The sequence below is a fragment of the Richelia sinica FACHB-800 genome (assembly GCF_014698825.1).
GTDB lineage: Bacteria > Cyanobacteriota > Cyanobacteriia > Cyanobacteriales > Nostocaceae > FACHB-800.
In genome coordinates, this window is the sequence record NZ_JACJTT010000054.1 from 1 (window position 1) to 22,459 (window position 22,459).

A 22,459-nucleotide genomic window follows, 5' to 3' on the forward strand; every position below is an offset into this window, starting at 1 on the left:
CTTTCCACAATTCCTTTTGTTTTCCTTTTTACTTCATCTTGAGCGAAGGCGTTCTTTCTTACTTAGTCAAGGAATTAACATTCATATTTCCCGGTGCAAGATATAAGTTAAGTTTATGTTTTTGTATGTAATTTCTTACGATATTCCTTGCGATAAACGTCGTAAAAAGGTGGCTGATTTATTAGAAGGATATGGGCAGCGTGTGCAGTATTCTGTATTTGAATGTCAGTTAAGCACAGAGAAGTATCAAAATTTACGCCGTCAGTTAAGGAAAAAGCTGAAGTTAGAAGAGGATAATGTGAGATTTTATCCGCTGTCTAGACATACTCTGTCTCAGGTGGAAACTTGGGGTGTGGGAATACCTGTGATTGAACCACCAAGTTCAATTATTATCTAGTTGTTTCCGAAGTAGGACTAAAATGGCTGGAGTCTTGATTTCTTGGTTGTGACCTTCGATAGCTTGCCGAATATAGGTTACAGGGTTTTAAATGGTTGCTTTATGGGCTGTTTGATGGTGGTTTTCCTGACCTTCGGAAACTGTCTCTAGATTCGTTACAGAGTAATGGTTTAAAATCTAGGTATTCCCACTCGCTGGGGATATTAATTGAATGGAAACACTTTTTAGTTAGTGGTACATCTGGATAGGGGTCTTTTATTCCCACTCGCTGGGGATATTAATTGAATGGAAACGAGATATTACTAGCTGCTTTGGTTCAGTCTTTGTGAATTCCCACTCGCTGGGGATATTAATTGAATGGAAACGTTGGGCTCGCTGAGGGCTAGCTCTATCCCGTAGGTCATTCCCACTCGCTGGGGATATTAATTGAATGGAAACTTGTATGCAAGTTGAATATCGTAGTTCACCTTGTTAGATTCCCACTCGCTGGGGATATTAATTGAATGGAAACACCCTGCATCGGGGATGTCTTTGGTGACTTCCAAGTGCAATTCCCACTCGCTGGGGATATTAATTGAATGGAAACTACCTCCACCTGTCATGACGTTGAACAACTGTTCCGGGTATTCCCACTCGCTGGGGATATTAATTGAATGGAAACTTTTAAAGTGTGGGTTGGTTTTATCCTTTTCAATTGGATTCCCACTCGCTGGGGATATTAATTGAATGGAAACCTTTTAGCTTCATCCGAAAGCAACGCATTGCAGATTGATTCCCACTCGCTGGGGATATTAATTGAATGGAAACTGTTAAGCACTTGTTGAGCGGCTGCTTGCATAGCAATTCCCACTCGCTGGGGATATTAATTGAATGGAAACCGCTATACCCCAATCATCATGAATGCTGAATAATCTGATTCCCACTCGCTGGGGATATTAATTGAATGGAAACCAAACTCTGTTTCTGCCCCATTTTCCCAAGCTAAACCCACATTCCCACTCGCTGGGGATATTAATTGAATGGAAACTCGTTGCGTCTGTCTACGGTGCTGATTTTCAAAGTAACATTCCCACTCGCTGGGGATATTAATTGAATGGAAACCTGAGTGATAACCTGGGGGTTTACACCCGGGGCGAATAAATTCCCACTCGCTGGGGATATTAATTGAATGGAAACTTGAACGAGTGAGATGTTTACAGGCTGCACCTGCAATATTCCCACTCGCTGGGGATATTAATTGAATGGAAACGATTCAAGCCCGGTAAACCCGGTATGCTTACAGTCTGATTCCCACTCGCTGGGGATATTAATTGAATGGAAACGGGTTAGGCTTAGGACAAGCGTTAATCAAAGGTTTCAAAAATATTCCCACTCGCTGGGGATATTAATTGAATGGAAACTGCAATAACAGGAATATTCAGGGGTGTTTGCGCTACTGTAGAATTCCCACTCGCTGGGGATATTAATTGAATGGAAACACAAAAATATCTGATTCAAGTCTCGTAATAGAACATATTCCCACTCGCTGGGGATATTAATTGAATGGAAACCTAATATCTGTGACTTTATCAATAATTTCGTCTAACCATTCCCACTCGCTGGGGATATTAATTGAATGGAAACATCTCCTGAGTTTTCAGGAGACCCATAAATCTTTTTGATTCCCACTCGCTGGGGATATTAATTGAATGGAAACCATACGGGTCAACCTCGTTCATGTCTTCGATAAGTAAGTCCATTCCCACTCGCTGGGGATATTAATTGAATGGAAACCACCCACAAAGCCGATTGATTGTGGACAAGGTACAAAACGTAAAGATTCCCACTCGCTGGGGATATTAATTGAATGGAAACAGAATCCATTTGGGCTGCTATAGATAAACCTTTTTGATAATTCCCACTCGCTGGGGATATTAATTGAATGGAAACTGCTTAGTCTTATTATGTAAGGCAAAGTAGTATCTAATTCCCACTCGCTGGGGATATTAATTGAATGGAAACATTCGCCGCCGAGGGCGAGGCCCTGCACGAGGCGCAATTCCCACTCGCTGGGGATATTAATTGAATGGAAACTCGAATTTAACGTGCAGACGTACATGTTGACTGCCGTTACCATTCCCACTCGCTGGGGATATTAATTGAATGGAAACAGGATGGACAAATGAGCAATTACTTCGCTTTCCATTATTCCCACTCGCTGGGGATATTAATTGAATGGAAACATTAGCTGACCTTGGGAGGGTATGTTCAAGATTGCGTATTCCCACTCGCTGGGGATATTAATTGAATGGAAACTCAGCTTCCTGTTAGACCAGATGACAGGAAGAGGCACAAATTCCCACTCGCTGGGGATATTAATTGAATGGAAACAGAATTTTCTTGAGGCTTTGGTCGTCTGTTGAAAAACATTCCCACTCGCTGGGGATATTAATTGAATGGAAACGTGCTGGTCTTACCGGTCGCTACCTGCACTATGTGGTCAAATTCCCACTCGCTGGGGATATTAATTGAATGGAAACCTCTAGGCACTGCTCACTCACAATGGAAGTGATGTAATTCCCACTCGCTGGGGATATTAATTGAATGGAAACGGTGCTGTTTACAGCGGCAACTCCCTTGGCCAAATCATTCCCACTCGCTGGGGATATTAATTGAATGGAAACCACACCTACCTGAGGAGGAGCCCATCTACTGTGGAATTCCCACTCGCTGGGGATATTAATTGAATGGAAACTGTACTGTCCGCAGTCGGCTCCTAATGGGTCACGACCTAATTCCCACTCGCTGGGGATATTAATTGAATGGAAACACCTCAATGATTTGCTCACGACCCTCTTTGGTTTGCATTCCCACTCGCTGGGGATATTAATTGAATGGAAACGTGTGAATGAACGGATATAAAATCATGTTCCTCTGATTCCCACTCGCTGGGGATATTAATTGAATGGAAACTCTTATCCTTGTACCAACTGCAATTAACTCACTAATTCCCACTCGCTGGGGATATTAATTGAATGGAAACGTCGGGTTGCACTACTCTAGCCAGTGCCCCATTAGCAGAATTCCCACTCGCTGGGGATATTAATTGAATGGAAACAGCATAAACTAAGTTTTGTGTTACCAACTGACGGTGATTCCCACTCGCTGGGGATATTAATTGAATGGAAACAGCAACCTTAGTCGCAGCTTTAGGAGCTGATTTAGGTATTCCCACTCGCTGGGGATATTAATTGAATGGAAACGAGAACAAGTGTGCCGGGGTTGTTAAACCACTCATCCCTATTCCCACTCGCTGGGGATATTAATTGAATGGAAACGGTTTTCTAGCTGATACTGATAATAAGCCTGAAGAAATTCCCACTCGCTGGGGATATTAATTGAATGGAAACAAGATCCTTGGCACATTCTATAGAGCTCTTTACCACATTCCCACTCGCTGGGGATATTAATTGAATGGAAACACTAACTGCTGCATCCCGTGGCACAGCCCTAGAAGGAGCGCAAATTCCCACTCGCTGGGGATATTAATTGAATGGAAACTAAACCAATTAATCCGGAGAAGGCTATTTGAGCTTATTCCCACTCGCTGGGGATATTAATTGAATGGAAACTTCTGTAGTAACCCCTTGGTCTACCTTGACTACAGGATTCCCACTCGCTGGGGATATTAATTGAATGGAAACCCTGGTTAACTATTCCTGATATTCCTCACTATCACTGGATTCCCACTCGCTGGGGATATTAATTGAATGGAAACATTAGAAGTATAGGTTGAGAGGGCTTCAAAGACTACCCATTCCCACTCGCTGGGGATATTAATTGAATGGAAACGCTAATTGTCCTGAGGGATAGCTTTCTAATCCTCTATAATTCCCACTCGCTGGGGATATTAATTGAATGGAAACCAATATTTGCGTCCCAAATCCAAAAGGCCCTATCAATTCCCACTCGCTGGGGATATTAATTGAATGGAAACGGCATTGATTCTTCTAGCATCAAAGCGCAGTATGATGGAATTCCCACTCGCTGGGGATATTAATTGAATGGAAACCCATTCCTCACTAACCACTTCAGAGATCAGTAAACATTCCCACTCGCTGGGGATATTAATTGAATGGAAACGAGTCAAGCGCGAATTTGCACTATTTCCGAAGAGGAAATTCCCACTCGCTGGGGATATTAATTGAATGGAAACAATTGTCCTGATGGATACTTCTCTAGTTCTCTATAGATTCCCACTCGCTGGGGATATTAATTGAATGGAAACGGTGGAATGTCTCCACAGTTCGCAAGGTAGATAACCAGGTCGATTCCCACTCGCTGGGGATATTAATTGAATGGAAACAAAATGTGTCGAGAGGGATTAAAAACAGTATTCTTGCATTCCCACTCGCTGGGGATATTAATTGAATGGAAACATTACCCCATCTTGATAACCCAGAGGGTCTTCAAACACTAGATTCCCACTCGCTGGGGATATTAATTGAATGGAAACTCTACCTTAGACTAGGTAGCCAACTCACCTCTGATTTATTCCCACTCGCTGGGGATATTAATTGAATGGAAACTGAGGTGCTACACGAACAGTTAAAGCTAGGTTCTCTTATTCCCACTCGCTGGGGATATTAATTGAATGGAAACAGTTTATAAGATAAAGATTTATTATTTGTTTGAAAGTATTCCCACTCGCTGGGGATATTAATTGAATGGAAACTTTTAAAAGCGTGACATGTGTTTAACCTTGTAAGATTCCCACTCGCTGGGGATATTAATTGAATGGAAACTTAAGTAGACTAGACTAAGACTCAAACCTAGTATAAATTCCCACTCGCTGGGGATATTAATTGAATGGAAACCAACTTTTACTAACTAAATGTGGGATTAGAAGTAGCGTTATTCCCACTCGCTGGGGATATTAATTGAATGGAAACTGAATGCTTCCCCTGGATCGCCCTTGCGTAAATAGATTCCCACTCGCTGGGGATATTAATTGAATGGAAACGACAATGCTCAGGCAGTTTACTAGAGAATACAGTAAAATTCCCACTCGCTGGGGATATTAATTGAATGGAAACTAATTCTCTCTTCTGAGAGTATCAATAAACTCTATATTCCCACTCGCTGGGGATATTAATTGAATGGAAACGAAAACGCTGAGAAGTTTCAGAACTTGTTTGGTATCATTCCCACTCGCTGGGGATATTAATTGAATGGAAACTGGAATACCGTAAGCAATTAGCACTTGACTTAAGGTATTCCCACTCGCTGGGGATATTAATTGAATGGAAACTTTTTTCAAAAAATGGCTATTTTTTACAATACGCTCAAAATTCCCACTCGCTGGGGATATTAATTGAATGGAAACCCCCGGCATACCCTGTCATGAGATTTGGGTATTAGAGTCCAGATTCCCACTCGCTGGGGATATTAATTGAATGGAAACCAAATCTGCAAAGAACGGGGAATAGTTCCTACCGGTGATAAATTCCCACTCGCTGGGGATATTAATTGAATGGAAACTTCTGTAGCCGTTCGCGCTCTTTAGTTTGTTCCTTATTCCCACTCGCTGGGGATATTAATTGAATGGAAACATGGTAAACCTAAATCATTACCTCTATCGTTAGCAACATAATTCCCACTCGCTGGGGATATTAATTGAATGGAAACTTACCCATTAAGTTAGTATTAACGTTTTTCTGAATACCAGATATTCCCACTCGCTGGGGATATTAATTGAATGGAAACGATTTTCCTCCTGATTCTTTTGGCATGAGCTTTCAGATTCCCACTCGCTGGGGATATTAATTGAATGGAAACTGTATTAGCTGATTTTCTGGGCATAAGTCCCTTAAGAAAATTCCCACTCGCTGGGAATATTAATTGAAACGATGCCTTTGGCACGCCTATGGAAACTAGCGATCTGATCGCCATTCTTACGTGGTAACTCCCACCATCAGTTAAATTAAATTTAGTGAATTTATACTATAAAAAGCTTGCCAAGCAAAACACAGCCATTTTAAACCTGCATAAACGATAACAGATGTCAAAAACAAGAAAATATTTGTAATAAAATCCTCAATGTGAAGAAAAGATTACAGAGTAAGAGTTATAGACAACCTTACAAAATTCTTTAGATATTTTTGATTCCTAGACAAACACTGAATTACGCCATTAAGATTTACCTATAAGCTACATAGGGATATTACTGATGACAGCGGAATATTGGCGGGCCAAAATCTGGGGGTTGCTGCATGACCCTGTATTAAAAGCATTACATAATAATAGTGGACGGGGGGGTAAAAGCTTTTTTGAGCAACTGAAAGTAATGCAGCCTTGGGTTGAGACGAAGAAAATCCCTGGTACATCTGATGGTAAAGCTCTAGAAAATATATTATTAGCTGACTATATCGCCTCAGCTAGTGATAGGTCAGCCATAGGTAGTGTCACCGCTAGTATAAATTATGCTCCACGCAAAAACCGTGATAAGGGATTAGAGATTATACATTTATTATCCGGTGCAAGGCAGGAATTGAAAATTAATTCACATGATGAACTTATTAAAAGTAAACGTAAAGATTATTTAGTACAGAAAGAACAGAAGGAATTACTTGCAAAAATACCTGAAGAATTACAAGATCCAAGTATTAAAGATGATATTAAGAAAATTAAGCAACTATATTGGTGGTTATGGCGTTGTTTACCTCAAGCAACCTGTCAACTATTTAATGATAGTTCATTAATGTTAATGCCGGCAGAAACCAGGATTCCCGATGCTTCTATTTGGAGTCATGCTAGTATGACATCAGCATTAGCAGGTTCATTAGCAGGATATGATTTAACAGCAGAACAAGTACAGCGTTGGACAGGTGAAGAATTATCTCATCCTTACTTAGCAGTATTTAGTTTCACCCCAGTACAGGAACTCATCAAATCCAGTCGTAAAATGCGTGATTTTTGGGCGGGTTCTTGGCTATTGCATTATTTATCAGCTAGAGTTTGTTGGGTTTTAGCAAAACAATATGGACCAGATACATTACTTTATCCTAGTTTGTATCAACAACCATTAATTGACCATTGGTTATTACAAGAAATTGAAAAATTGCAAAAGGCGCAAAAGATAAAATTTGACTTTTCACAATGGGTAAAACAACCATCTATAGATTCATTATTAACCGCCGGATTCCCTAATGTTTTAGTATTAGTTTTACCTAAAGACAAAGTTCAATCTGCAATGCAGACAGCCCAGCAAACGCTATTAGAAGAATGGTTAAAGATTGGAAGATTAGTATTTGAAGAACTGCATGATAAGCGTCATTGGATGCCAGAATTACAATATAATGATACAACTTGGCAAGGATGGTTAAAATCCCAGTGGCAATTTTATTGGACAGCAGTACCAATTGGTAAACTAGGAATAGGTCTGAAAAGTTCCGCAATTGATGAACAAAAAGATGCAGAATTTCAAGATTGGTTAGATATCCAGAACGGGACATATAATTTAAGAACAAAAGAAAATCAACTTTTTAAAGATAAAGAGTTAGACTTACTAAGAGAAGCACATAAACGACGTTGGAAAAAATATCAAAGAGGATTTAGTGCCAACATAGGTTCATGGTGGGGTTATATATTCGACGCTACCCGTGCTAGTTTAGCATCAGTAAAAAACGCGAGAAACTGGGAACTCCCCACAGCTTTCGGACCACGTTCTACAATTTCCGGTATTGGTCCGGTTGTGAATCCTGGTAATAAAGACAAGGATAAAAAAGACTGGATAACAGAAGGGGAAACTCAGAATTATTGGAAACAACAAGCAGGGTTATTTGATGGAACAGAACAACTAAATGCAACAGAAGTATTAAAACGGGGTTTACATAAAGTATTACCTCACTTGTTGGAAATCCCAGAAAAAGATATTGCAGCATCTTATCCAGACTTAACTTCTGGGGTTGCGGGGTATTTGAAATTTAATGCAGAAAATCATAAGCATCAAGAAAATTTTGATAATGTCTGTCAAGAAATATTAGCAACATTTCCTAGTGCTAAAACCATAATTGATGAAATGTCTGAGAAATGGGGTATTCCCTGGATAGACAATCCAAATATTAATCATCATTTGCAAGAATATCATTGTCGCCTATTAAATGCTGGTTGGTTAGTAGAAGATTTACAAACTCCAGAATTAAACATATTACAAGTACAATTAGATAAAGCCAATGAAGAGAATAAAGAGGTGATCAGAAAAGAAATCATTGCTAAGAAGCGTGATTATCGCGAGGAAATTCAAAAGATACTTACTAAACATTACCCCAGCAATAATCCATCAGATTGGTATGTATTAGCCGCAGGTGATGGTGATAGCATGAGTGAATGGCTAAAGGGAACAAAGCTCAAAACCTATGGTGATTATATTCCTTCAACATTATCAGTGAAGTTAGAGAATTTTCCAGATTTCTTAGCCATCCAAAAACGTATGGGACCTAGTACCCACAGTGCATTAAGTCGGGCATTATTAGACTTCTCCAATCAATTAGTACCTTACATCACTCAAACCCGTTACGCTGGTAGATTAATTTACGGTGGTGGTGATGACGTTTTAGCCTATACGAACCTGTGGGAATGGGATCAATGGTTGTGGGATATCCGCCAATGTTTTAAAGGTGCTGAAGACCCCCACAATGAATTTAATAGCGAGGGTGATTACTGGAAATATTCAAAAGATAACTTTCAGGAAGTTGGTTTAGTTGACCGCCCCCTATTCACAATGGGAAGTGAGGCCACCATCAGCTTTGGTATCGTAATTGCCCATCACTCAGTACCGTTGGCGATCACATTAGAAAGTCTCTGGGAAGCGGAAGAAAAAGCCAAAGACCATGTTTATGTAGATGACAAAGGTGGAAAGCAACCCAAGGATGCAGTACAAGTGCGGGTAATCTACGGAAACGGTAACACCCTGAAATCCACCGCTAAATTTGATGTTTTTTATCAGTGGCAACAATTAATTGAAGAGGACTTAGAAAGCTCCATTTTTGAACAAGCAGCGAATCTGTGGAGTCAGCACCCAGCACCGAGTCAGGAGGCCATAGAACCCTGGACCAAATTGTTTTGCGATCGCCGTGATCAGTTCCAAAGTGATGAACCCGCGAAAACAAAGTTCCAGAAACACCTTGCAGACTTCCTTAAAGCATTGTTTATCACTACCCAAACCAAACACCTGGATACCGAAATTCAAAACTGGCTCAAACTTGCGGCTTTCGTTAAACGTAACCGTCACATCGAACTAAGAGGTGATAAATGATGCACTGGTACAAAATGACACCATTGGATATTTTAATGCTGAGGGATGCCAAACCATTTTCACCACAGCAGAGGGCGTGGGCGGGTAGTGTGTTTCCTCCCAATGGACATACCATAGCCGGAGCATTGCGGGGATTGTTGGGTGGTGGTGAATTTGATATTACTGGTCCATTTTTGAGTTATGAAAACACCCTATATTTACCTCGACCTTTGGGGTTTGTGAAATCCACTGCTCTTGTACCTTTAAAATGGGAAAGCAAATCTCATATCAATAATGCCTTATGGGATGAAACCCAACCTTGCCCATTGGTGAAACCTCATAATGCTAAAGATGGAGATGACGAAGAGGAAGAAAGTCAAAACAATCCATTACAAAAATGTGTAGGGAATTCCGAAGCAAAGTTTAGACAGTATTTACCTTATGAAGTTGTCAAAGAATATTTAGAATCTGGTAGAATTAATAAGGAAAATTGGCAAGCCGTTGAGGGTAGATACGAGGATAAACCATACACCATAGAAACCCGTTCTCATAATAGCATTGAACCCGGAACGAAACAAGTCAAAGATGCTGATGGTTATTTTGTAGAAAACGCTATTAGACTACATCAAGGTTGGGGGTTTGCTATAGGAATTAAGGACAAAGAAATTACAACACCTGCTACAATCAGATTGGGAGGAGAAGGACACAGAGTAATTGTAGAATCTTGTCCAGAATTGGGGGAACAGTGGGCTGATTTACAAAACATTTCTGATAATAATTTTCAACAGGATGGTAAAACAATAGCTTATTTAGTAACTCCTGGAGTATTTGAAAGACCCCATACAGACAAGCATCAAAATAGAGTTAATTTATGTCGTCCTTATCCTTGGGAGTGGAAAATCAAAGACGGTAATTTTGTGAGTATGTCCACAGAAAAAGCCGTACCCATTGGTTGTAGAATCAGGGAGAAAGAAACCCAAAAAAATAGCATTCCTGCACCCCAAGTATTTGCAGCACCACCGGGGAGTTTATACTATTTGAATAAGCCTCAAGGGTTGTTTCAGGATCAAGAAAGACTAGAAAGGAATGGAACTAATAAAGATAATCGTGTAAATAACTGGCGAAAACTGGGTTATTCAGAAATGTTGTGGATTAAGTATCAAGAAATAGGAGAAAAAGAAAATGCCTGATTTTAGAGTTGGTTATATGTACAGTCTTGCACCTATTCATTGTGGAGGTGAAGGAGACTTAGGTAATATTTTAGAAATTGCCCGTGAAGTACATACAAATTTCCCTTATGTACCCGGATCTTCCCTACGTGGTAGCTTGAGAGATGGAGTAGAAATATTAAATAAAATAGCAGCAGAAACCCTATTTGGAAAAGAATTAGACAAACAAGGTCAAATGGGAGTTCATCAAGTTTGGTTTGGAGATGCAAGATTGCTATGGATTCCTATGCGAACCATGTCAGTTAATAATAGAGATGTTTTTACTTGGGTTAGCTGTCATTCATTAATTCGTGATCATGCCCTAGTTTCGCGCCAAAAAGCAGCAATATTTCCTAATCATGCCGTGGGTAATCGTGCAGGAGTTTATTCTGTGGCTGATGCTCAAATTCAAGTTTCATTATTATCTCCAGATCAAAAACAAGCTATTTCTTTAACAGGATGGCCAGATTCATTAAAAGATGCTGTAAAACCCACTTGGGACAGTAATTTAATTGTTTTACCTGATGCAGATTTTCAAGTATTAATGGAACATTCCCTCTGGACACAAGTTCGTAACAAAATTCAGGATAAAGAAGGAGTAAATCCAGAAGGTTCTGCTGAGATTTTTTGGACAGATATTTGTATTCCCAGAGACACTATTTTTTATTATCCTTGGGGTTACAGTTTACTTAAAGATAATCCCATAACAGAAAAAGAACACAACCTATTAATTAGTGTTTTACAAGAATTATTTCAAGTAGGTGGACAAGCTAATGTAGGACGGGGTTGGGTTCAAGGTTGGACAAATCATGTTACATCACCCGTTAAAGACCAAGTTACAGCCTAAAGGAATATAAAATTATGTCTAAGAAGTATCCACCTAAATCTAATCCTACAAAACCAGCATCAACTATTACGGCAAAAACTCCAACTCCTTCTGAAACTGTGAAGGTTGCAACTGTTAAGAGTGATAATAACTCTTCTGTAGTTTTACCAGAACAGATGAGTTTATCTGCTCACGAACATATTCAAAAGTATTTACAATATTGCAGAAAACAGAAGTTAGATAAAAATGATTTAACTGCTGTTTTAAGGTTATCTCAACATTTAAGAGTTTTTGGTTTACTGTCTGCGGTTGGATATCTAAATCAAGCAAATGCTCAGGATAATAATGAGGTGCGAAAACGTACTGTACCAGTATGGGAATCATTACTAGGTCAGATGGTAGCATTAGATAAAAATAAACCACCTAATAAAGAAGAATTAATGACACAAATAGTAGAGATGACTGGAAAGCAGCCTCAAGAATATATGTTGACTTGGCGGAAATCTTTGTTATTAGCTAACCATTGGAATTTTTGGGCTAGAGCCTATCAGGAGGATTAATGTATACAGGTATTCAATTGATTAATTTACTGGAAAAGCAACATCAGAAGCGATCGCAATCTGGATTATTTAAAAAAGATACTTTTACTATCCAGTGGCGTGCTAAAGTTGGTTCATTTCCCCATCCAGATGTAGAAACCATTGTTTCTGCTGGTGAACCTTGCGGTGCATGGCTGCCAACTCAAGGACGACCAGAATCTAAACGCAATGTTAGTGAAAACTGGGAAAGATTAAGAATTCTACCCCTCAATGGTTACATTCCAGGGGCTTCTATCCGAGGTTTGGTAAGAGCATGGGCAAAACAAAGACCCGAAATTTTACCCAGAATGCACGAACTTTTAGGTTATCAAGAAAACGACAAAATCACTGCTGGGAAAATAGAATTTCTCGATGCTTGGCCAGAAACAGCAACTAAATTAAGTTTAGATATTGTTAATCCTCAACAGGAATTTCAGGTATATCATCAAGGACAATGTACACCATTGTCTCTTTACACTTTAGGTAATGGTAAAGATTCAATTCCTGTGATAGTTGCAATTAGAGGAATACCCGGAAAAGCTACAGAAGAGGAAGTTAGCGAAGTTTGGGAATGGGTACAACAGGCATTAAGTTTATATGGTGTTGGTAGTCGTACTGCTTCAGGATATGGGACTCTAAAAACTTCTCTTGCTGCACAAAATCTTACTCCTGACCCTAATTATGCAGTTAAACAATTTGATTTTAGCCTTTACAGTCAAGGTAATGCAGGTCCACATACTCAAACAATGGAATTACGTCCTTCCCACTGGCGGGGTTGGCTGCGTTCTTGGTTGATGCGGTTTTTCTTGGGAGTAATGCCGGAAAATCTCGCTAAATTGACTGTGGCTGAACTCATGGGAGATATAGATGCTGGTGATGGCAAAAGTCGCAAAGGTTGTGTACGTCTGCAAATGATTCAAGGTAAAACATGGGGAGAAAGGTCTGATAATCAACCATCTTTTTATCTATGGAAAGGCAAGCTGCAAATTAGCGCACCAAAAGATATCCTCAATAAAATCATTTTGCCAATAATTCGCTTTGCAGTAATGGTTGGTGGTGTTGGTCGTGGCTGGCGTAGACCATTACATATATTTTGTATGAATAATGGCCATGAAGCAGCGAGAGGTACAAATTTAATATTGACTCACAAAGTTAGAAACCAAAATACTGGTGAACTGACATCTAAAAACTTTGGTTTACCAATAAAACCAGACGCTTGGAATCAAGAGTATAATACTTGGTTAACAGTAGTCAGAAATCACTGGCAGGACAGAGTATCAACAAATAACCGTAATATCAAAGCAGAGGTTTTTTCACCTACCACTTGTGAAATTTATGTAGTTCCTAGACCGAATATGAACCCCATAGATATTCATTCATTGGAATGGAAAGACATAGATGCAGTTGAGACTCGTGGGGATGGAATGGATTTAATTTATCAGAATAATGAAGAACAAAGGTATAAACGTAATCCAGATTTAGGTGGTAATGCAGGTGGTGGTGGTGCTTACTGTTCCTGGGCAAGTATTAAACGGGTAAATATTCCCAATAAAGAAGAAGAAACCGACTGTCAAGAGATTGTTTGTTTATTTATGGGTGGACAAACACCAAATGCTAATCATGTGCGATCGCGCTTTCTTCGTGATTTAGGAAATATACAAGGAAGTGTACATTTATTTGGTGTACAACCTCCAAAAGAAGTTTAATTTTCTAGAATAATATTTCTGGGTATAAATAGTTATGAAATCAGTTTTAATAGCCACCATTGGCACTAGAGATTTAATGTTTCAAATCGCCTCCGGCGAATGGTTTAATGTTGGTGATGATAGAATGCAAAATGGGGAAATTATTGGTGAACAAGCGGAAGTTCTTTCTGACTTAGGATTACATAATGTTTCTTTTAGAGAGTTAACTAAATATCTATTAGATAATATTGATACATACATAGAGCGTTTAGAACCAGCAATTACAGGAAATATTTTTAACAAAAACGCATCAGAAATTGAGAAAGTATATTTAATTGCTACTGACCAAAAACCAGAAGTAAAACAGAGAGAAAAAGATACATTATATACAACAGAGATAATCAAAAAGTGGATTATTCGTAAATTCCAAAATCTGAATAATGATAATATCTCTATTCTCTATGTTGGACAGGATGGTACTAACCCCTCTGATTTTGAACAGATGTTTAACTGGTGGAGAAAAACATGGAGAAAAGAAATTCATATTCAACCTCATCAACCCATTTGGGTATGTGTGAAGGGAGGAGTAGGTCAAACATCAGAAGCTGCAAGAGTTTCAGGACTTAGTTTCTATGGCGATCGCATTTTATTTTTTGAAGTTCAACAAAATACACGCGCAAATCGTAATGGTATCCCATCAGATTATAGTGGTCCATTTTTAGGTACTAACTATCTTTGGGATAGAAACCAAAAACAGGCTTTAAAACTATTAGAAAGCTATGATTATACAGAAGCTTATGATTTACTAGAGCCTTATTTTCAACAACCATCTGCTAATTTTGGACTAATACCTAATTTATTAAAAGCTGGTAAATTATGGAATCAAGGACAATTTGAAAGATTCTTATCTCTTGCTAGAAGTTCTACACAAATATCTAGCGTACAAGGCAGATTATGGATGGCTTATGAACAGGCTTATTTAGGTGTAATTCGTCTTCGCCAAAAAAATACCACAGAAGCAATGTTACATAGTTATCGAGCTATTGAAGGTCTATTATATTGGTGGGCTGCTGATTCTTTTCCTGATTATGTTCAAGAAAGAAAAAATCAATATCCATTAATTAAAGATTCTATTTTGCAAAAATATCCATCTTTGAAAAATTATTTTACCAAACCAGAACGAAAAACAGAAGTAAAATTACAGGGATGGTTATTAGAAGACCTATTAAATGAAGCTATTCCTGAAACAGCGAATAGTATTGATTTTCAAAAATTTTGGAACTCAGCTAAAGATGCGAGAAATAATTTTTCTCATCGTTTAGGTGGTTTAGCTGAAGAAGACGTTTTTGAGGCTTGGGGTGAGGATATAATCAACTCAGAACAATGGCAAAAAAGGATTCTCAACTGCATTAATTTAGTAACAGGAAAGTCCTTTAAAAACCTATCACAAGCTAGTATTTTTTCTCAAATTCATACGCAAGTTTTAGAAGCAATAGAAAAACAGGAAATCATTAATCATGACAACAACAAACACCAATCAAGTTAGCACTCTCATCATCACTGTAGGAACTAGACAAATAGGCTGGCGATGTAAAGACGGTGTAATTCGTTCCTTTGGTGCAGATGGTAACATTGGGTATCCGGCTCATATCAATGAATTATATCAAGAATTAGGAATAGAACGGGGTCATCATCAAGATGGTGATAAAACCTATCCTTGGAGTGGCCGGGATTTAGGTAAACGATATTATGATCACTGTCAAGAATGGCTTGGTGGGGATTTTAATAATGTTGAATTATTACTGGATAAAATTATAATTGAAACCGCAGTCACCCAAGGTTTAAAACATATTATACTATGGGCAACTGACCAACCAGAGGATGTATCATGGTTTTATCGTAGACTAGATACATTGTGGTTAGCAGAATTAATGAAAGGGAAAATTAAAAGTTTATTCCCTGATATCCGCGTAGATATTCATGCACCCAAAATTAATGCTAATGATACTTCAGGAATTCGCGAAGAATTAGAACAGCTAGTTTTAAAAGAAGCTCTGGAAGCTTTTTATCCCAACAATAACGAAGAATTTGTACTGTGGATACAAAACAAAGGTTGTGCGCCAGCAGTGGCATCCTGTGTAGAAATTTGTGCGGCTGCTTTAGTACGCCAATGCAAGGTTTTTAATGCCAGTCCTGATGAACCACCGGAGTTTTTCACCACACTAGAAAATGGTACAGTAACCGCTAATTATTCCCAGAGTTTTCAACGCATTCCAATGGGGGAATATTTCTGGGCATTAGAAAAACTGCGAATCAAATCAGCTTGGGAACGTGGTGATTTTTCAGAAGCACAAATTTGGTTAAAAGTTCATGAAACTAGGCATCCAGTATCATATAAATTAGCAGGGCTTTTAGCAAAATATAGTAATGGGGAATCTAATGATGATTTTTACCGAAAGCTCAAAGAATGGGTAAGTTCTAAGGATGTTAGTAAAGTAGTTAATTCTGCACAAATTGAGACTTGGAAAACCCAACTTCAAAAGCTGCAAGATAATAAAATTACTAATCTATGGGAATCTACCCTGGCATTGCAATTAACATTAAACAGAGAAAACTACACCACAGCATTTATACAGTTTGTGCAGATTTTGGAACAATTATTATATCTGCAATCTATAAATCAAATATGGTATACCAAAGGTTGGATAGTCAGAGATAAAAATGAACCGACGTTAGCAGAATTAATCCAAGGGTGGTGTTTATACAAGAAATTCAAGGAAGATAATAAATGGTCAAAATTAATGGGTGATATTAGGAAAAACCGCAATCAAATCATTCATGAAGGTGAATCAGTAAATGCCAAACAGGTTGGTGATATTTGGGCTAAACATAACTTTGAAGGAGTTAAAATACCAACAACCCCAGAAATCATTAAAAAGCTGATGATCAATACTCTCAAAGAAATTAGCACTCCCCCCAATTTTCATAACCTATTAATGCGTTCTTTGTATCAATGGGGACTGCAATACTTAGAAGATGCAAGTTAACGAATGATGAGCAATTGCGCGGAGCGCAGCGCCAGAGGCGATGGTTACGGCGAGTGAAGCTATCACATAATCAGCAATGCAGTAAGCCGTTTGAACACGATTATCAATCCAGCCAAAATAAAACTATATGACTGCCAAATCCTTAAACTTTGCTCATAAATCAGACCGTCAAGAATTAGATATCAAAATTTGGTTTATCCTCATTTTAGGATTAATCGTTACCTTTGGTATCTATGCTGCGGTGTTACCTATTAAAAGCACATTTTTAGGTATTCTGTTATATGAACGAGGATTCACCCAAATTCTCGCCATATTCTTTGGTGGGATGGTAGTCACGATCACTGTGTTGAAATATGGTAAAATCCAAAGTGAATCCAGGGCATTTAGAAAAGATTTATTACCGGAAAATATTACATTTGATAACCCCACATCTATTCAAATAGAAAAACTACAACAAACTTTATCTCAAGAAAAAAGTTTATTAGCTCGTCGTTGTAGTCGGGTAATTGCTGCTTATATAGCTTCTGAAAATAAACAAGCTGCTACTGAATTTGCAATGGAAGACTCTGCATTTTATAGCAGTACCGCAGAAACTTCTTATTCTGTAGCTCGCATTTTAGTTTGGGCAATTCCCCTTTTAGGATTCATTGGTACAGTTGTTGGTATTAGTGGTGCAGTCAACGGTTTTAGTGGCTTCTTACAACAGTCTAGTGATATCGAACAAATTAAACAAGGTATTGGTACTGTCACCAGTGGTTTAGCCGTAGCTTTTGATACGACACTTTTAGCTTTATTTGTTAGTGTTTTGGTGATGATTCCTCTGGTGTTAGTCGAAAGACAGGAATCCCGATTACTATTGGCAATTGATATTTATATTAACGACAGACTTTTACCACGTCTCAAAGCCGCAGAAAGTTTAAATAAAACCATTGTTGATGATGCCATTTCTCAGGCATTCCAAAAACATCTTCCCTCACCAGAAGTTTTGATTAAACCTGCCCAAGAATACGCTAAACAAGCCGCAGATGCTTTGGCTCAGGGGTTTTTAAGTGAAGTTGGCAAAATTCAAGGGGCAACCAATAAACTTATACAGCAGATGAATTATATTAATCAAATGGCTGTTAAAGATAGAGAGAATTTCGTTACCACTTTAGCTCAACAACAACAATCGAGTCAAGAAATTGTTATAGAAATCCAACAAATTAATACTGCAATTCAAGAAAATTACCAAACTATTAACCAAGATTTTAACACACATACAGAACAAATTTCTGAAGGACTCCAGAAAGCTGCTACAGCTTTAGATAGTCGCATTGCTGCTTTAGAAAATTGTGCCAATCAAATCACTAAGATTGTAGAACTACAACGCAGTTTAGAGCAGAGTTTCCAAACTTTAGAAAAAACCGCACAATTAGAACAAGTATTAGGAGAAGTCCGCACCAATTTGTCATTATTAAAACCAGTCTTGGAAAACCTGAATAAACCACGTCGGATTACCTTAGTTGAAGCTGAAGAAAAGCGTTCATAAACTTATGCCTAAACGAATCACTAAACGTTCTGCAACTGAAATTGAACTTTTCCCATTTTTATCAGTTTTGGCTTGTACTATTGGTGTGCTAATTTTATTGATTATTGTGTTAATGGCACAAACATTCAGCAATCAAAGGCAAGTTACTATTGTTGCCAGAACGGAAAATGGACAAAATCAGAGTAAACAACCTCGTTATATTGAGTGTCGTAGTGATGGTATTATTATTTATCCTGGTGAAAAGTTTGTTAGTATAAATACACTTAATTTTTCTTATTCTTTATTAAAAACATTGCTTGAAGAAGTAAAAATAAATCGAGATAAACAATATCTCATTGTCGCCATAAGACCTGATGGAATTGAAGTATTTAAACAGGTTAGGACATTAATTGAATCCGAAGGAATCGATATTGGTTATGAACCTCTTGATGAAGGATGGACACTAAAAATTCAAGATAATATCTGATATAATTTAATGGTGCGTGCATATATGAGAAGAAAACGTAATTTTACATCCCAACTTCCCCAACAAAATTTAGATTCTTTTTTAGACATCTTAACCAACACTGTTGGGGTGCTAATGTTCATTAGTCTTTTTATTACATTGGTCGCAGTACAGTCTAGTACAATAGTCAGGACTCCATTAGTGAAAGAAACTGATAAACAACCGATTTTTTTTGAAATTAGCGGTAATCGGGTTATTTATTTAGATACTAAATCAGTTAATAATCAAATTCAAGAATTTATTAAAAATCTACCTATTTGTACAGAGCCTAATTATACTCCGGAAATGTTAGATAGTTATATAAATGAGATTAGAAATTATCAAATTTGTCTGCAAAATAAATTACAAGAATTAAAAGAGTTTAGAGCAGAAACGCAATATTATAAAATTGAATTATTAGATTTAGAATCTGCCGCATGGCAATACAATCTTAAATCCATCAATAGTGGAGAATCAAGTATAGATTTAAATCGCAGTAATTCTGAATATATAAATATTTTATCTCAGTTGGAAACCCAGAAAGATTATATAGCATTTTTGGTCAGGCCCGATAGTTTTTCTACTTTCCGTCAAGCTAGAGAAATCGCTTGGAAAGCGGGGTTTAATGTAGGTTGGGAACCGCAAACTCCTGAAAGTCCAATTATTTTTAGTTCTCAAGGACGCAGTGTAGGTGTGCAGTAACAATGGCATAAACCTCACTATAGGCTATGCTCAGAAGAAACCACCAAAAGGTGATCGCTGCCATATAAATATCAGCGTCAACTCAAATATAAATAAAAATCTGGTTTTGAATCATATCATGGTCACTTTGAACCATATCTGAGTACGAAAGTTTGTGACTTAAAGGAAAACTTTGCCGCAATGGCAACCTTATACTTGAATTAGGCTCCGGCAAATTTAATACTGGAACAGCAGACTGGTACTTTAAGAGATAAAAACAGCAACAGTGGGTCTTGTCATACCTGCATCCCCTGCATCCCCTGCTTACTCAACGAGTGGATATTTTTTTATTTGGAAGTCCCTTAGTGATTAAATTTCCCAATCTTGGGGGTGTGGTATTTGGTTATACTTGGGTTGTTTTTTACCATCAGTTAACAGCTTATACCAACCAGCTTGGCCAGGAAAAACTCGTTGGGCATGTGGTAGTTCAGTCAATATCTCAGATACCAAGTCTTCATTCCCATTATCTTTAAAAGCGATGATCACTGTATCAAGTGAGCGTAAAAATTCTAAAGGTATTTGAAAGCGATTTCCTGGGGCAGTTTGCAAAGCATTATTAACACTGGACAAAGTGCGATCGCCTCCGGCACTGCGCTTCGTGCAATCACCTACAGTGGGCGTTTCGCCATCGCTTACGTTACTGCTTTCAGACTGCTCGCCTACACTCCAACTCCAATACAATGTCGGTAGTCGCTTTCTTTTTTTAATAGCAGATTCCAAGGCAATAACAGAGAGAACTTCGATAGGGTCACTCAGTAAAACTGCTCTTTTGACTGTAGTGTCCGTAGCAATCCAAAAACTACCATTTTTCGTAGGTTCAGAGTTGAGAGGAATAGCAGTAAAATCACCAGTTGGTTCTAGCTGTTTGGTAAGAGTGGGAACACCATCAAGTGTGCGTTCTACAAATACTGGTTGACCTGTTTGACTGGGATAGAGCCAACCCTTTTGATACAGTTCGTTGAGCAGAGAGACAGGTAACTTGTACTGCTGGTTTAAGTTTTGGCGTATTTGCTCCCAGTTTTCTAGGTCGGGTGTTGGTAAAGAATTTGTTTGTTTGAGAGATGGTGTTGAATTATTAACAGTTTGCACCATCGGTTTTGCGACAAGTTGATTATCCTGCTGTACTTCTACTGTTAATGTTGCGTACTTAACAGTGTTTTGGTTTTGAAGATGCTTGTCATCCAGTGATGAAAAAAGTTTTATTGTGCTATTTTCAACATTCGACTCAGTTTGAATGCGCTGCTCATCCAGGTTTTGTTGATTGTCAGTAGCGTTTTTAACATTTTGCTTCATAAGTTTCTGGATACGCTGATCATCCCGCTTGGAAACATAGCTGACACCTCGATACTTTTGTAACCCAGGAAAGGTATAAGCTTTACCAAGGTGCGTACCACTGAAAGCCACGCCATCAAGTTGGTAGCTGATGCCTTTAACTTTGCCTGTGCGAGTGTAGCCAACGCAGACATTAATACCTTTTTGTTGCGTTGGCGAAGCCGGCCAAAGGCATCGCTTGATTAACTCTGGCATAGTTGGGTGGTCATGAGTTAGCTCATCAAGCGATCGCTGAAGTTTGACCCTTACACTTTCTTCTCCAGTCCTCGCAAGTTGTCTGCGTTCCCCAGTAGTAGGACTACGATCCTCTTTACTCTTACTTGGTTCTACTGATTGCAGACCATATTCTTTCTCTAAGTTACGAATCACAGCTTCGCTTCTGGGATAGTCCCAGCTATCAGAAACGGTAGTTCCATCTAAGCGAATACGACTAGCAACAATATGTGCATGGTCATGAGTTCGGTCAGTGTGCCGCACCACGATATATTGATTCATGGTAAAGCCCATTGCTCGTAAATATTTCAGGGCTATTTCGTGCCAAGTGTCATCATCTAAACTCTCATTGTGGGGCAAACTCAGAGAAGCATGATAAACAGTTCTAGTAACTTTTGGGTTAATGCGCTTAGACAAGTGTAACTCAGCAGCTAATGAACGAGGAGTTGTTTCGTCCATATTGCCACCAATTTGTCTTGCTCCTTCCTTACCAAGAAGGTATTTGAGCAATTTGATAAAGCTTTTACCTTTAACCTGTTTAGCAATCAATCTTCCTCGTCTTGTAAATCAGTAATTAAATCAACTTCCGTAATTTCTCGTCGCACTTGTCTTACCAAATTTCTCACCTCTTCTAGTAATGCTCGATCTACAACCACTGGTTCACCCATAAGTACCGATGTATTGATAGCTTTAGCGATTTGGTTGAGATTGTTACCTATTTTTCCTAACTCCCAGTAAGTTTGGCCTGCAACTTTAGTAACACGCCTGGGTAATCTATTTTTGATAGTCTTGGCACGGAATAACTCTGCCATTGTCAAGCTGTTTTCCTCTGCCATTCGTTGTACCTGTTCTTTTTCTTCTGGTGTGAGGCAAATATGAAACCTAATTGTGCGCTCTTTTTGAGGCATGGTTGAATTGCTGACAAAGATATCCTTTATTTCCAGTTTGGAATAAGCAAGCTCATCAGTCATTAACCAAGTGGATATTTTTTGTATTTTACAGCCGCTATTTAAAGTGAATCTTGGTTTCGTTGAACTTGATTTTTTTCGTATTATCTCCCCCTCCGTCACGGTGGTTGACCTACTGAAGTAGGGGAACCGTGAAAGGAGGGCAAGCTTGTCGCTCCTTCCCTGAAAATTACAAATT

13 protein-coding genes and 1 CRISPR repeat array are annotated in these 22,459 nt (G+C 38.5%); of the genes, 11 read left to right on the forward strand and 2 right to left on the reverse strand.

The window, feature by feature from the left end; genetic code table 11:
* Positions 1–115 precede the first annotated feature (115 nt).
* The 11 genes from cas2 (at position 116) to H6G73_RS22645 (ending at position 19,729) form a co-directional block, all read left to right on the forward strand.
* Positions 116–397: a CRISPR-associated endonuclease Cas2 gene (gene cas2 / locus H6G73_RS22595; protein WP_190608539.1), complete on the forward strand. Its 282-nt coding sequence runs from the start codon at positions 116–118 to the stop codon at positions 395–397.
* A 183-nt stretch (positions 398–580) separates the two neighbouring features.
* A CRISPR array of direct repeats spans positions 581–6,289; the repeat unit is 36 nt; unit sequence ATTCCCACTCGCTGGGGATATTAATTGAATGGAAAC.
* Between the two features lie 316 nt (positions 6,290–6,605).
* A complete protein-coding gene (gene cas10 / locus H6G73_RS22600; RefSeq protein WP_190608542.1) occupies positions 6,606–9,692 on the forward strand; it encodes a type III-B CRISPR-associated protein Cas10/Cmr2 in 3,087 nt (1,028 codons plus the stop codon).
* Positions 9,689–10,861 carry a type III-B CRISPR module-associated Cmr3 family protein gene (locus H6G73_RS22605; RefSeq protein ID WP_242034285.1) on the forward strand — a complete coding sequence of 391 codons (1,173 nt, stop codon included), beginning with the start codon at positions 9,689–9,691 and terminating at the stop codon, positions 10,859–10,861. Before cas10 ends, H6G73_RS22605 begins: the two co-directional genes overlap by 4 nt.
* Positions 10,854–11,726 carry a type III-B CRISPR module RAMP protein Cmr4 gene (gene cmr4 / locus H6G73_RS22610; RefSeq protein WP_190608544.1) on the forward strand — a complete coding sequence of 291 codons (873 nt, stop codon included), beginning with the start codon at positions 10,854–10,856 and terminating at the stop codon, positions 11,724–11,726. The genes H6G73_RS22605 and cmr4 overlap by 8 nt, the downstream gene beginning before the upstream one ends.
* A 14-nt stretch (positions 11,727–11,740) precedes the next feature.
* A complete protein-coding gene (locus H6G73_RS22615; protein ID WP_199317832.1) occupies positions 11,741–12,265 on the forward strand; it encodes a hypothetical protein in 525 nt (174 codons plus the stop codon).
* A complete protein-coding gene (locus H6G73_RS22620) occupies positions 12,265–13,989 on the forward strand; it encodes an RAMP superfamily CRISPR-associated protein (protein ID WP_190608546.1) in 1,725 nt (574 codons plus the stop codon). The genes H6G73_RS22615 and H6G73_RS22620 overlap by 1 nt, the downstream gene beginning before the upstream one ends.
* Before the next feature lie 34 nt (positions 13,990–14,023).
* Positions 14,024–15,514, forward strand: a complete 1,491-nt coding sequence (locus H6G73_RS22625) for a hypothetical protein (protein ID WP_190608548.1) — start codon at positions 14,024–14,026, stop codon at positions 15,512–15,514.
* A complete protein-coding gene (locus H6G73_RS22630; RefSeq protein ID WP_199317833.1) occupies positions 15,486–17,015 on the forward strand; it encodes a hypothetical protein in 1,530 nt (509 codons plus the stop codon). Before H6G73_RS22625 ends, H6G73_RS22630 begins: the two co-directional genes overlap by 29 nt.
* Positions 17,016–17,142: 127 nt before the next feature.
* Positions 17,143–18,543, forward strand: coding sequence for a MotA/TolQ/ExbB proton channel family protein (locus H6G73_RS22635; RefSeq protein ID WP_190608550.1), 1,401 nt, complete (start codon positions 17,143–17,145; stop codon positions 18,541–18,543).
* A gap of 4 nt (positions 18,544–18,547) precedes the next feature.
* The gene (locus H6G73_RS22640; protein ID WP_190608552.1) at positions 18,548–19,009 is read left to right on the forward strand and encodes a hypothetical protein; all 462 of its coding nucleotides are present in this window, start codon (positions 18,548–18,550) and stop codon (positions 19,007–19,009) included.
* A gap of 24 nt (positions 19,010–19,033) precedes the next feature.
* Complete coding sequence (locus H6G73_RS22645; RefSeq protein WP_190608553.1) at positions 19,034–19,729, forward strand: hypothetical protein; 696 nt, start codon at positions 19,034–19,036, stop codon at positions 19,727–19,729.
* Between the two features lie 348 nt (positions 19,730–20,077).
* On the opposite strand, the gene H6G73_RS22650 is transcribed toward H6G73_RS22645, so the two are convergent.
* Together H6G73_RS22650 and H6G73_RS22655 are read right to left on the reverse strand one after the other, a co-directional pair.
* Positions 20,078–21,862 carry a relaxase/mobilization nuclease domain-containing protein gene (locus H6G73_RS22650; RefSeq protein ID WP_190608555.1) on the reverse strand — a complete coding sequence of 595 codons (1,785 nt, stop codon included), beginning with the start codon at positions 21,860–21,862 and terminating at the stop codon, positions 20,078–20,080.
* The gene (locus H6G73_RS22655; protein ID WP_242034286.1) at positions 21,859–22,221 is read right to left on the reverse strand and encodes a plasmid mobilization protein; all 363 of its coding nucleotides are present in this window, start codon (positions 22,219–22,221) and stop codon (positions 21,859–21,861) included. Before H6G73_RS22655 ends, H6G73_RS22650 begins: the two co-directional genes overlap by 4 nt.
* Positions 22,222–22,459 lie beyond the last annotated feature (238 nt).